The sequence below is a fragment of the Bacteroidales bacterium genome (genome assembly GCA_014860575.1).
Classification (GTDB): domain Bacteria; phylum Bacteroidota; class Bacteroidia; order Bacteroidales; family JAAYJT01; genus JAAYJT01.
The window spans coordinates 1-14,213 of the sequence record JACZJK010000010.1; the positions used below are offsets into that span (position 1 = coordinate 1).

General features: G+C 43.1%; 9 protein-coding genes. 7 read left to right on the plus strand and 2 right to left on the minus strand.

Features of this window, described 5'->3' with window-relative positions; all coding sequences use genetic code 11:
* A partial coding sequence (locus tag IH597_01750; GenBank protein ID MBE0661164.1) for an IS4 family transposase occupies positions 1 to 110 on the plus strand: 110 nt, incomplete at its 5' end.
* A gap of 62 nt (positions 111 to 172) precedes the next feature.
* On the opposite strand, the gene recO is transcribed toward IH597_01750, so the two are convergent.
* Positions 173 to 898, minus strand: coding sequence for a DNA repair protein RecO (gene recO / locus IH597_01755; GenBank protein MBE0661165.1), 726 nt, complete (start codon positions 896 to 898; stop codon positions 173 to 175).
* 4 nt (positions 899 to 902) lie between these two features.
* A complete protein-coding gene (locus IH597_01760; protein MBE0661166.1) occupies positions 903 to 3,218 on the minus strand; it encodes a T9SS type A sorting domain-containing protein in 2,316 nt (771 codons plus the stop codon).
* Positions 3,219 to 3,353: 135 nt separating this feature from the next.
* On the opposite strand from IH597_01760, the gene IH597_01765 reads away from it, so the two are divergent.
* From IH597_01765 to IH597_01790, 6 genes are all read left to right on the plus strand, one after another.
* Positions 3,354 to 6,470, plus strand: coding sequence for a hypothetical protein (locus IH597_01765; protein ID MBE0661167.1), 3,117 nt, complete (start codon positions 3,354 to 3,356; stop codon positions 6,468 to 6,470).
* A 101-nt stretch (positions 6,471 to 6,571) separates the two neighbouring features.
* Positions 6,572 to 7,276, plus strand: a complete 705-nt coding sequence (locus tag IH597_01770; protein MBE0661168.1) for a hypothetical protein — start codon at positions 6,572 to 6,574, stop codon at positions 7,274 to 7,276.
* A 287-nt stretch (positions 7,277 to 7,563) separates the two neighbouring features.
* Positions 7,564 to 8,430: a hypothetical protein gene (locus tag IH597_01775; protein MBE0661169.1), complete on the plus strand. Its 867-nt coding sequence runs from the start codon at positions 7,564 to 7,566 to the stop codon at positions 8,428 to 8,430.
* A 2-nt stretch (positions 8,431 to 8,432) separates the two neighbouring features.
* Complete coding sequence (locus IH597_01780) at positions 8,433 to 9,767, plus strand: NAD(P)-binding domain-containing protein (GenBank protein MBE0661170.1); 1,335 nt, start codon at positions 8,433 to 8,435, stop codon at positions 9,765 to 9,767.
* A gap of 10 nt (positions 9,768 to 9,777) precedes the next feature.
* Complete coding sequence (locus IH597_01785) at positions 9,778 to 11,367, plus strand: cytochrome C (protein ID MBE0661171.1); 1,590 nt, start codon at positions 9,778 to 9,780, stop codon at positions 11,365 to 11,367.
* On the plus strand, positions 11,349 to 14,210 hold the full coding sequence (locus IH597_01790) for a hypothetical protein (GenBank protein MBE0661172.1): 2,862 nt from the start codon (positions 11,349 to 11,351) through the stop codon (positions 14,208 to 14,210). Before IH597_01785 ends, IH597_01790 begins: the two co-directional genes overlap by 19 nt.
* Positions 14,211 to 14,213: the final 3 nt, after the last annotated feature.

Sequence of the window (14,213 nt, forward strand, 5' to 3'; positions counted from 1 at the left end):
GTATATCATTAACCGATAAAACGCATCTTCGTGACCTATTCCATAGAACTAAATTTCAAAATGACAAAGAACGATTTAGGCTTAATGAGCCAAATTTGTTTAATTTTTAATAGCGTCCCAATTTTAATGGGACACTAGTGAGTCTGCAAACTGAATCCTGGCGGGGTTAAGGCTAATCCTTCAGCACTTCATGCAATATTTCCGGCGAACGCAATCCGCCAAAAGATGGTAGATGGAGTTCATAAAACTCTATCAGTTTTTCAAGTAATACTTTTCTTGAACTGCCGGGGATCATGATTTGAGGATCTTCAGGTGCAGGCTTGTTGAGTAAAAAATTAAAATATCCTGCATGTTCTGGCGCGATAGAATGCGAATGCAATGGCTGCATTTCTTCAAAATGGCCTTCCTGCAAGTTGAACCAGGACTGTGGAGTATAATTTAATCGTGGTGCGAATCCGAGAAAACCAGCCAGCCTTGCCATAAATGCAAGATGGAAATGCGGGGAAAATACCTGGGGATTGTCCAATTCTTCAATACAAGCAAACAGGAAATCAAAAAGAGCCGTATTGCACTCTTCCTCTTTCACCGATTTGAATATCACTTCATTGATAAACAAAGCCTGCGAACTCTTTCTGATATCGCTGTGCATGGATCGGAAAGCATAAGCCGGACGAAGCTCTTTGATATTCTGTAAGCTCCTGCCTTCACGGTAATAGACTACCATCTCAAGCAAAGTGAGATGTTCAAGTGATCCCAGCCTGATTTTGGCTTTTGGCGATCGCACTCCACGGATCAGGTAGGATTGCAAGCCAAATTTCTCGGTGTAGATCCGGGCAATTACGCTGGTTTCAGAATAACGAAGATGGTGAAGTACAATGCCGCGGGTATGATGCAACATGGCATTAATTCATGAATAATATCTTGGTTGCCAGGGTTTCGCTGCCGTCGTTATTAGAAATAAAAACAAGGTAAACACCCGACTGAGCCTTGCGGCCATCGAAGTTCCGTCCATTCCAGATGGCCTGTCCGCCAAACGCCCGGGTCTTGAAAATCAGGTTGCCGGCAATATCCATGATTTTAATGTCAGCATCTTTCACAAGCCCACGTACCGCGATGATGCCCTCATATTCGGGCCTTACCGGATTAGGGAAAACAACCACATCGGTAAACACCGGAGGGGGAGGGGTCGCTTCGGCGCGGTAACCTATGATGCCTCGTGAAGTTCCGAAGAAAACCTCACCGTTTCCATCAATGGTCAGAGAGGTAATTGAGTTCGACAACAAAGGACTGTTATCTTCGGTGAAATGGTAGATTTTTTCAAGGCCATCGGCTGACATCAGGAAAACCCCTGCCCTGTCGGTGCCGAACCATTTACGGTTCGCACCATCAATAGCAATAGCTGTTACAGCCTCTGAATCCAGTAAATAGGCACCATAACCATCCTGGTCAATAATGGGGCGGTAAGCGTCGAAATTGCCACCGGTAAAAACATTTTCAGGATTACGGATCACTGCCACGCCTTCGTTGGTTCCGATCCAAAGCTCGCCGTTCTGGTCCACTGCCAGGCTCATGATCGTAGCGCCTGGCAAGCTTCCGTTGCCTGTTGCGCCCGACAAGCGTCTAACTTTATCGTCGGCTGTATTATCAATTGTGCCCATATCGCTGAAAACGATGAGGCCATGGTCACGAACCAGCATCCACTTTTGCCCGGATTTGTCAATTGTTATTCCTCCCAGGTCAATAGCGCTTGCAACCGGACTGAGGCTGAATGAGCGCCAGGTTCCATCAGTTTTTTTAACTGAAAGAAGGTTTGCCGCACTGCTGTTTGTGACCCAAAGATTTCCTTGCGCATCAAAGGCGACACCTCCAATTCCCATCCAGCTTGGGTTGTAAACACTGTATTCAAGGGAGCTGTTCTGATCATCGTAAGTACCGGTAACTACGCCATCCTTCATTTCAATGAGTCCGGCGCCCCATGAACCTGTAAAAAATCGTGTTGGGTCGTTGGGATCAACAGCAATGCAAAGCAGGTCCAATAAATGATCCATCCCCTGAGTATTCCAGCGATTAAATGCCCTCCAGTTTCCATCATCCAGACCGTAAACCAATCCCCCTTTCCACATGCTTCCCCAGGAACTTGTTTTGCCGCCCGGAACAACCCACAGATAATTCTGGTGTGCCTGCATGGCAAAAACATCAGTAGTCGCCGGCCCTGAGGGCCTTATAAATTCATAAGTCCATTCATCAGTTCGCTTTACGAGTCCATTGTTGCGATCCCCGACATAAATAAGGCCTTCTTTGCTTATAAGCGCATCCTCTGGATTCGGAGAGCCTGGATTATATGTCCATACTTTTGTTACTTCCTGCAAAGATTGATTGTACTGGTAAACAAAATACAAATGTGAAACCAGTAAATGATCGCTATTGGCTTTGATGCTTTTTACTCTTGAAGTTTCGCTCACATTAAAATAATCCCAGGAGCTGCCGTTGTAGGCAAAAAGTGTGTCGGAAGTATCGTTGGTTCCCGGTTTGTTTACGATTAACATGTCCTTGAATTGCTCAATATGGTTGTATGCCTTGTCGCCCATGGTTTCATCCACGGCCCAGTATTCAAAATTAGCAAGGTTTGATGTATCAATATCTGCTTTGTAAATGCCTGATTCTGTGGCAGCATAAATATACCTGCTTGGTTCATGAAAGGCAACATCCAGTACATTGATATTGCTGCCATCGGGTCCGATAAAATAAGTGTCAACTATTTCATGGCGTTCCACATTCATAACTACGATCCCAAAACCGCAGGCCAGGTAAGCCAGATCGCCAATAAAGGAAATGTTGTTGATTATTTTGTTGCCGAGGATGGGCTTGCGTTTGATATCGCTGATATTGATAATTTTTCCGTCCTGGATAAGGTCAATATTTGTATTGTTGTATGCGATTATCAGGGTTGACTGGCTGGGGTTAGATATGATAGTGCTGACACCAATGTCCGATAAACCATTGATTTTATTCAACCTTGTGATGCTTGCATCCTCTTTATCGTAAGAGAAAATGCTATAAGGTGTGGCTGCATAAATCAAATCGCCGGTTTCAGCTACATGGGTTACCTGATGGTAGGGAAGATGTTCGCGCCATTTTCCAATGCCAACACTTTGAGATAAGGCAGCTTGGGTCAAAAACAGCATGGTTGAAATGAACAGTAGTGTATTGTAACGCATGATGGTGTATTTGTTTATAAACCTGATGAATTATTAACTGCCCGAACCGCTAAATATTGTTTAATCAGCGCAGTTTTGATGATTTCATTTGCCTGGCTGAAATGGGTTACTTACTTTTGGAACCGCATAATCTTAATGATGAATTTCAGAAATCTTTTTAAACTTGATCCGTTCGAAGCAGGCAGAACCGGCTCTGGAATAGTGTTGCTTAAAACCTACATCTTTTTTCTTGCAGTGAGCATTGTTGCTTACGCCGGCATCGCACTGCTGCAATACAGCCTGAAATGGGACATGCTGGATTGTTACCTTCCCTGGCGTTATTTCGTTGGCGAAAGCATACAAAACGGGGTGTTTCCATTTTGGAACCCATACCAGCATCTGGGCTATCCTATTCATGCCGATCTCAGATCGGTTTTCTATCCTGAGGCCATCATTGTCGGGCTTTTTGGTGGTTACAGCGTTTACACCCTGCACTTTTTATTTATCACTTACATTTCGCTGGCGGGTTTGGGAATGTTTTTACTGGCCGGGCATTTTACACAAAATATATATGCACGACTGCTGGCAGGAATCGTATATATGCTTTCGGGTTTCTTTGTGAGCCACGGGCAGGAAATGTTCGGGATTATAGCAGCAACCTGGATTCCATACATTCTTTATTTCTTCATCAGGCTGCAACAGGACTTGAAATGGGATGAGCTGTGGAAACTTTCGTTTTTCATGTTTCTGCAACTTACGGGTGGCTACCAGGCACTGACGATCATGTTATTTTATTTATTGCTGATTATTTTTCTGACCCGGGCCATCAGTCTTATTTACCATAAGAACTATGATGATTTTAAGCGTTTACTGCTGATGAATGCGAGCCTGGCGCTTCTGGTGCTGGTATCTGCATCGGTACTGATCGTTACTTTTATGCAGGTTTCCCCGCACATTGGCAGATTTGGTGGCACCAGCCTGGCCGAAGCACAGTTTATGCCATTTTCGCCCCGTTCCATGATTTCGTTTCTGTTGCCTTTTGCCTCGGTGAAAGACACCGCATATTTCGACACCGACCTCAGCATGAACAATGCCTACGTTGGTCTGGTGATGCTAATGTTTTATCTGATTGCCTGGTTCAGGAAGAAATCTGCGCTGGAAAATATATTCTGGCTGTTTGGCCTGGTTTGTCTTTTTGCAGCTTTTGGTAGCCACTCTCCGGTCAGGGAATGGTTGTACGATTATGTGCCCATGATGAACCTCTTCCGAATGTCGGCGTTTTTCAGATACTTTACGGTGATCTCCATGGTGCTGCTGGGCGCTGCTGAAATCAGCCGGATGTTTGAGCGCCCGGAAAAGTATTACAAAAGGTTCTCCATCATGATCGCGCTCTTTGCGGTTATCATCGCAGCATTGGTATTGTTTAGCAGGCCATTTGTTGATGTTGAAACCTTCAACCCGCTCAATTTTTTCCTGAACCTGAACCAAACGCTTGAAACTTCTACACGGCATGAACACATCATCGTGCAAGGGCTTATTCAACTGCTTTTTCTGACCTTGCTGATCGTTGCACTGGTATTTACCAAAAAGAAGGGCAAAGGACTTATTGCACTATTGTTGGTTTTTATGGCCCTGGAAATGACAGTGGCCGTCAGGTTGAATTTCCCTGTTACTGTGGGTTCTGACCCCAAACCAATGGTCTTACAGCAATCGCTTAATCAACTGCCAGAAGGATTTCCTTTGCCCGATCTGGATGTTCCGGTTATTGTGAACCGTGATATAAAACCCGAATTGCAACCGCTTTGGCGCAACACCAATATTTACACAAAAACCGTATCAGCCGATGGTTTCAACAGTTTCCGGCTCGATGCCTTTGAATCCTTGCAACGCGATTATCCTGCAATGTTTGAATCCGTTTTGAAAAACCCTGCGCTGTTTTTGTCGGGTCACATCAAACCTATTGCTGAATATAATGAAGCGCTTGTTGAACCAGGATTGCTTTGGCTGGATGAAACGGTTTATGAAAACATCAGTCCGCAAATTGGTTCGCAACAAAGAGATGATAAGATAATCCTGAAAAAGTTTGACCCCAACCACATTCTTTGTGAAGTGAGCATTGCCGAAGCCCAGGCGCTTACCCTGATTCAGGCTGATTACCCCGGCTGGAGAGTTTTTATCAATGGCGAACCGGTCGAGCATTTCACAGCCAATCAATTGTTCATCTCTTGTCTGCTTCCTGAAGGCAAAAGCACTGTGGAGTTCAGTTACGATAATAAGACGGTGAAAACAGCCTTTTATGTTTCCTATTTTGTCTTCATCCTGATCATTTCAGTCATTCTTTTCAGAGTAATTTACGAACCCGGAAACCGAAGACGTGTCTGGTGTATTTTTATTACCGTGGGAACAGGATTGCTTGTTGCAGTGCTTTTAGTCCGCATCACAAGCAGTGATCAGAAGCGGCTGAAAAGCTTTGAAAAAATCGCAAAGCATATTTCTGCTCTGAACCCTGATCCTCAAACTACCCTACTTGTGCTGAATGTGGATGCACCGGATTTGATGAACGCCTTTATTGATTCTGATAATTATCATGTTCTATATCACCGCTTTAGCCGGAAGACTGACCTCTTGCATTTTGAAAGCAAACTGAATCGAATGGTTTCAGAAAACAAAATTGAAAACCTTGTTTTTGTCTCATATAATTTGCTTCATGGCCTTGAGGTTGAAGAAATCATCCGGAAGAATTTCCCGAATCAGGTTAAAGCTCCACAAGATGGCAGAGTTCAGATTTGCGTGTTTGACAAACAGCAAAAGCGCATTCCTTTGTTCCATTCTTTCAACGATCTTGAGCAGCAATACCCTTTCTGGACTGGTAACCTCAGCGTACGCGACAGCGCAATTTCCTTTAGTGGCGATTACTCCTGGCGACTGGATGCCGCTCAACCTGGAAGCCCGGCGCTGGTTGCATCGTTTGCAGATTTAGGCGTTGAAGCTGCGATCAGAATTGTATCCACGGCACAGGTAAATCTATCAGCAGGCGCTGATGCCGCACTTTACCTGGTCGTAGAGTGTGAAGGCAAAACCATTTGGCAACGCACCCTCCGCTGCAGCGAAATGGTTGTAAGCTACAATCAATGGACAAAAATCATTCTCGCTGCCGAACCGGAGTTCCAGCCATTACCCACGGATATCTTAAAAATGTTTTTCTGGATTAACGGTAATGCAGCGCTTTGGGTGGATGATGTTGGGATAGAGGTTTACCCGCTTGGAAAATGATTTGCATATGCCCCAATATATCTCATAAAAATGCCTCATATCTAAGTCCAGCCATTTGTTAATTGGTTAATTTTGTGCTTCAACTCATTAAAACACGAACCATGAAAAATATCTTTTTACTGCTTTTTGCAGGGTTGTTAGTGAATGCTTGTAATTCAGGTGGTAATAAAAACGACATTCCATACAATTCAGGAATACATAAGGGCAAGGTGAAGGAGGTTATACAAACAACTCAGTACACCTATCTTCTTGTTGATGAAGATAATTCAGACAAATGGCTTGCATTGCCCAAGATGACAGCACAGGCAGGTGAAGTATTTTATTATAAGGAAGGTTATGAAATGGTTAATTTTAAAAGTAAGGAACTCGGACGAACCTTCAAATCGGTTTATTTCATCGAATCGGTCGGGACTTCTGCAGCAGAAGTGCTTAAGGGGCATGCACTATCAGGTGATGAACCGGTGAAAGCACAGGTACGAAAGTATGAAATTCAGGTAGCTGCAGCGGAAGACGGGATCAACATAGCCAATGTGTTTGAAAATAAGGAATTATACAGTGGCAAAACAATTAAAATCAAGGGCCAGGTGGTTCATTACAATCCAGGCATCATGAACATGAACTGGATACACCTCCAGGACGGCTCTTCTTTCGCAGATAAATATGATTTGACAGTAACATCAACTATGGAAACCAAGGTAGGCCAGGTCATTACTATTGAAGGAATTCTTACCCTGAACAAAGATTTTGGTTCCGGATATTTTTACGACGCGATTGTTACGAATGCAATAATTGTCAGTACAGAATAGCCAAAAGGAATATTGCTTCATTTTCTCAAGGGAAATCTTGAGAGTACATTTCGCAATAAAGACTGAGCAAAGATAAGTTTTATTTTATAGTTTATGCCTTGTTCCGATTCAGAAGAACTGCTTGAATCAGTATATGTAGTCCTCGCAATCTATTTATAATCAGTTTAAATTGACGCAATCAGCACTAAACTGTCAATAAAAAACCTACTTTTGAATATTCTTTCTCCAGCTCTTTAAAAGAATCATTCACTCTTGCTGAAACTTTACTTTTATAATCTGATTTCTTCATGTCAAGGGCTCATAAAATCTATATATTCGCGCTGTCGTTTATAGTTATTGCAACGCTGACTATCCTGATTATCAGTGGAATATCCTATTACCGGGTTGGCCTGGAAGAACGTTTTTTCCATCCAGACTATAAGTTACTTAAGCCAAGTGGAATTTGGGGTCATGGATTCGGAATTATCGGGTCGTTAATGATGCTGATCGGTGTCATTATCTATGTGATGAGAAAGCGGATGAGATCGCTTTCAAGGCTGGGAATTTTAAAACACTGGCTTGAGTTTCATATCTTTCTATGCACATTGGGCCCTATCCTGGTAGTGTTTCATACATCTTTTAAGTTTGGTGGTATTGTTGCCATCAGTTTTTGGAGCATGGTAGCTGTTTTTTTTAGTGGAATTATTGGTCGGTTTATTTATATACAGATTCCCCGCTCAATTGAAGGCAGAGAACTTTCCTTGAGCGAAGTACGCGACATGAAAGGTAATATCGGCGAGGCTTTATCGGCTTCATACAATCTTGATGACCTAAGCTACAACATGATCATTGAATCAACAAGAAGAAAAGTTGAGGTTCAAAATACAACTCTCCTGGGGGCTTATACTAAAAAGTATTTTAGAGACATTTCAACCATTCGTAGTATAAAAAGATTGCTTAAAGTGAAAGGCCTGAAAAGAGTTGAAGTGAATCAGGTAGTTGGCCTTGTAAGGAACGAGCTTTCGCTCAACCGGAAAATTGATCGCCTGCTTTTCATGCAAAACCTGTTCAGATACTGGCATGTAGCACACCTGCCTTTTGCCCTGATCATGCTCTTTATCATGATCATTCATGTTGTAATTACAATTCTATTTGGTTATAAATGGATTTTTTAACGATGGAAACCCTGATTGAAAATATTGTTGTTTATTTCCTGACTTTCCTCTTCAGTCTTGGTATCATCCTCTTATATTTTCGCAGGCAAAAGAAAAAATCGAGGATAAATGAGGAGAAAATTGCCTTGGCTAAACTTGAAGGCCTGTATGAACCTGTTTCCCTTCATCCGGTGGTTGATCCGAACAGTTGTATCGGCACAGGTGCCTGTATTGCTGCCTGTCCGGAGAAAGACATTTTGGGCATCGTAAACGGTAAAGCCAAAACCATCAATGCTTCACAATGTATCGGGCATGGAGCCTGTTTTCATGCCTGCCCAACACAGGCAATAACCCTGTGTATCGGAACCGAAAAACGCGGGGTTGAGTTACCACATGTGAATCAATCATTTGAGACCAATGTTCCGGGAATTTATATCGCAGGTGAACTGGGAGGGATGGGTCTGATAAAAAATGCTGTAACTCAAGGAAAACAAGCTGTCGAAAACATTGCAAAATCAAGCCGGGTGCAACATACAGCAATGTTTGATCTGATTGTTGTGGGCGCAGGACCTGCCGGAATCTCTGCATCATTAACTGCAAAAAAACACCGGTTAAAATGCCTCACGCTGGAACAGGATACACTTGGCGGAACCGTTTTCACATTCCCGAGATCCAAAATTGTGATGACATCGGCTATGGAACTCCCGCTTTATGGAAGAGTGAAACTTTTTGAGACCAGTAAAGCGGAACTTCTTTCTTTATGGATGGATGCACTTCGCAAAAACGACATCACGATTCATGAAAATTCAAAGGTTGAACGTATCGTGAGTATGGAGGATTATTTCGAAATAGAAACGATTAAAGGCGAAAAATTTACTACAAAAAATATTTTACTGGCTATTGGTCGGCGGGGTACTCCACGGAAACTTGAGGTGCCAGGCGAGCAGCAGGAAAAAGTTGCTTACCGGCTGCTTGAACCTGAAGTTATAAAAGATAAGGAAATATTGGTTGTGGGAGGAGGCGACTCTGCTGTGGAATCAGCCTTGTTGCTTTCCGAACACAATAATGTTGTGCTTTCTTATCGCAATGAGGTATTTAACCGCTTAAAACCTAAAAACAGCGAACGCATTCTCAATGCCGCAGCAACAGGACAGGTTCAAATGTGGTTCAACACCAATATTGTAGAAATTGGGAAAGACGATATAACTTTGAGTAACAGCAAAACAGGAGAACAACTGAAATTTAAAAACGATCTGGTATATATTTTTGCAGGCGGCGAACTTCCAACTCAATTCCTGATGAAGTTAGGTATACATATTACAAAGAAATTTGGCGAAGCAATTTTAAAGCATAATTAAAAGCCTGGTTATGATAGCAATAAAAGTTATCGGTATTTCTATCATTTCACTGTTTCTCACCTGCAGCATTGTAGGGCAGATATCACCAGGCGATTTAGTCGAGGCACATGCACACCTCGAAGGAATATCAAACTGCACCAAATGCCATACATTAGGAGCAAAAATATCAGATGATAAATGCCTGGCCTGTCATACAGAAATTAAAGCAAGGATTGATGAGAAGAAAGGCTACCACGCATCTTCAGAAGTTTATAAAAAGAGTTGCATTACTTGTCACAGCGATCACCACGGTAGAAAATTCGATATCCGTCATTTTGATGAAAGCCTGTTTGATCACAACCTTGCCGGATATAAGCTGGAAGGCGCACACGCAAAAAATGAATGCAGCGATTGCCATAAAGCAGAATTTATTGCAAACCCGGATATAAAAAAGAAAAAGAACACTTTTCTCGGTCTGAACCCCCAATGCCTGACCTGCCATACCGACTACCATCAGCAGACACTTCCTTCAACATGCGAGAATTGTCACTCCCAGGAGGCATTCAAACCAGCCCCCAACTTTAACCATGATAAATCGAAATTCATTTTAAGAGGTCAGCATAAAACAGTTGAATGCATAAAATGCCATGAAGTGGTTAAGCGAAATGGTAAAGACTTTCAGCAGTTTACTGGCCTTAAGTATAAAAGTTGTGTCAACTGCCATCAGGACCCTCATCAAAATAAGTTTGGACAAAACTGTACCGACTGTCATACAGAAGAGTCATTTAATGCACCCAAAAGTATCAGCACATTTGACCACAGTAAAACAGACTTTAGTCTTGTTGGAATGCACAGTGGAGTGAGCTGCAAATCATGCCACAAAGGAAACCTCACTGCCCCACTCAGGCATAACAGATGTTCCGATTGCCACACTGATTACCACAAAGGGCAATTTGCAAAAAATGACATCACAACCGATTGCAAAGAATGCCACAGCGAGAATGGTTTCCAGGGTTCTTCATACACGATAGAACGCCATAATAACAGTCAATTCAAATTGGAGGGCGCTCACATTGCTACCCCATGCTTCGCCTGCCATAAGAAATCAGGTGAATGGTCCTTCAGGCAAATTGGAATAAAATGTAACGATTGTCATACGGATATTCATGAGTCATTTCTTGATGCTAAATACTATCCGGAATCGAACTGTTTAAAATGTCATACAATGAATTTGTGGTCAGAAATCAACTTTGATCATAACCAAACCGCCTTCCGGCTTGAAGGGAAACACCAGATTCAGACCTGCCGCTCGTGCCACGATAATAAAACCGGGCTTGAAAAAACCAATTTGAGGTTCTCCGGATTAAATTCCGAATGTCTAAGCTGCCATTCAGACAACCATGCTGGTCAGTTTGAAGAAACCGGAAAAACCATTTGCAGCAACTGCCATACCTCAGATGGATGGAAGCCGGTAACATTCGACCACAACAGGGCACGCTTCAAACTTGATGGCAAACACAAAGATGTTGCATGCAATAAATGTCATCCATCTGTGGATGGCGTTGAAAAGCCATATGTATTATACAAAACCGGAAAAATCAAATGCAAAAATTGTCATTGATTATCGGAGCCGTAATTCTGCTTACCTCATTAAGCCAGGTCAGTACAAATCCTCACGGCAAGGATTTTGGGGCAAACTGCGCAGATTGCCACACAACTGAAAGCTGGAAGGTCAATCCGGACAGCATCCTTTTTGACCATGACACCACATCAATGCCCCTGCTCGGACAACATCAGCAAACCTCCTGCAGGTCGTGTCACATTTCGTTGGTGTTTAAAGATGCGGAACCGTCATGTATTTCATGTCATACTGATATACACGAACAAACTGTTGGAACTGACTGTGCCAGATGCCATACTGCTGATTTCTGGCTTATTCAGAACATTGCACAAATACATGAACAAACCCGCTTCCCGCTTTTGGGGGCACATAAAAATGCAGAATGCTCAAGTTGTCACCCATCAGAATCATTATTGAAATTTGAACCGGTAGGGATCGAATGCTATGATTGCCACCAGGCAGACTATGCATCTACTTCCAATCCAAGCCATGTGGAAGCCGGGTATTCAACCAATTGTTCCGATTGTCATTTTCTTAGCAGCTATGCGTGGCGGGAATTTAGCACTCACGATGCACAATTCTTCCCAATATACTCCGGAGAACATAATGGGGAGTGGAATGATTGCAGTGATTGTCATACAAATCCCGCGAATTATGGTGAATTCAGCTGCATAAACTGCCATGAACACAACCAGGGTGATATGGATGATGAACATGGTGATGTTGCCGGTTACAGCTACAACAGCCTTTCGTGCTATGGCTGCCATCCAACAGGCAGTGAAAAGGGTTCATTCAACCACAACCTGACTCAATTCCCTCTTACAGGGGCACACATAAATACGGGATGCATTGAGTGCCATACTACCAGTTATGCCGGAACAGCCAGCAATTGCGACGCTTGTCATCAAACAGATTTCAATGCGACCACTAATCCTGAACATGTAAGCAATTCATTTCCTAATGCTTGTGCCGATTGTCACACAACTGAACCGGGTTGGAAACCTGCCACTTTTCAAATCCACAATGATTTTTATGCACTTAACGGTGCTCATGCTATAATAGCCAACGATTGTGCATCATGTCATTCCGGCAATTATACCAATACCCCTAATACCTGTATTGGCTGCCATCAAAACGAGTATGAGCAGACGAATAATCCGTCACACACTTCGGCTCAATTCTCAACTGAGTGTCTGACATGTCATACTGAAATCGCCTGGACGCCCTCCACTTTCAATCACGATGAACAGTATTTCCCTGTCTATTCTGGAAAACATGATGGTGAATGGAACACCTGTTCCGACTGCCATACCAACCCTTCAAATTATGCTGAGTTCAGTTGCATTGATTGTCATGATCATAACCAGCTAGATATGGATGAAGAGCATAACGGAATTGGAGGATATGCCTATAATAGTCCTTCCTGCTTAGCTTGTCATCCTACAGGGGATGCCTCAGTTGGATTCGATCATAATTCTACAGCATTCCCGCTTACCGGGGCACACACCGATGAAGCCTGTATTAATTGCCATGCAGGCGGATATGCAGGAACCACAATGATTTGTAATGATTGTCATAACACAGCTTATATTCAGGCTACAAATCCTAACCATGTTACGGCAGGCATCCCAAATGACTGTGCAAGCTGTCATTCAACAGAACCCGGATGGCAGCCGGCTACATTTCCTATTCATAATGAGGTTTATCCATTAAATGGAGCACATGCAGCCATCTCAAACAATTGCGCAAGCTGCCATAGCGGAAATTATGTGAATACTCCCAACACTTGTATTGGCTGTCATCTTGATGATTACAACCAAACAAACGATCCACCACATGCCTCAGCTCAATTCCCGACCACCTGCCTTGAATGCCATACTGAAAGTACATGGACACCTTCAACTTTTGACCATGATTCACAGCTTTTCCCAATTTACTCAGGTAAACACAGAGATGAGTGGAATTCCTGTACCGACTGCCATACAAATCCTTCAAACTATGCTCAGTTCAGTTGTATTGATTGTCATGAGCATAACCAGCCAGATATGGATGAAGAGCATAATGGCATTGGAGGGTATGCCTATAATAGCCCAGCCTGCTATGCATGTCATCCTACAGGAGACGCCACTGTTGGATTTGATCATAATTCTACAGTATTTCCGTTAACCGGAGCACACATTGATGAAGCCTGTATCAGTTGTCATGCAGGCGGGTATGCAGGTACCACAATGATTTGTAACGATTGCCACAACACAGCCTATAACCAGGCTACAAATCCTAACCATGTTACGGCAGGCATCCCAAATGACTGTGCGAGCTGTCATTCAACAGAACCCGGATGGCAGCCAGCTGAATTTCCTATGCACAATGAGATTTATCCATTTAATGGTGCACATGCAGCCATCTCGAACAATTGCGCAAGTTGCCATAACGGGAATTATGTAAATACTCCCAACACCTGTGTTGGCTGTCATCTCGATGATTACAACCAAACAAACGATCCACCGCATGCTTCAGCCCAATTCCCGACCAACTGTATTGAATGCCATACAGAAAGTTCATGGACACCTTCCACCTTTAACCATGATGCACAATTTTTCCCAATCTACTCAGGAAAACATAGAGATGAGTGGAATTCCTGTGCCGACTGCCATACCAATCCTTCAAACTATGCACAGTTCAGTTGCATTGACTGTCATGAGCACAACAAACCGGATATGGACAATGAGCATCGGGGCGTAAGCGGCTATGTGTACAATAGCAACGCCTGTCTTAGTTGCCATCCTGATGGCAGTGATAAAAATGTAATGAGACGCAATACCAACATTCAAGATTTCAGATAAAAT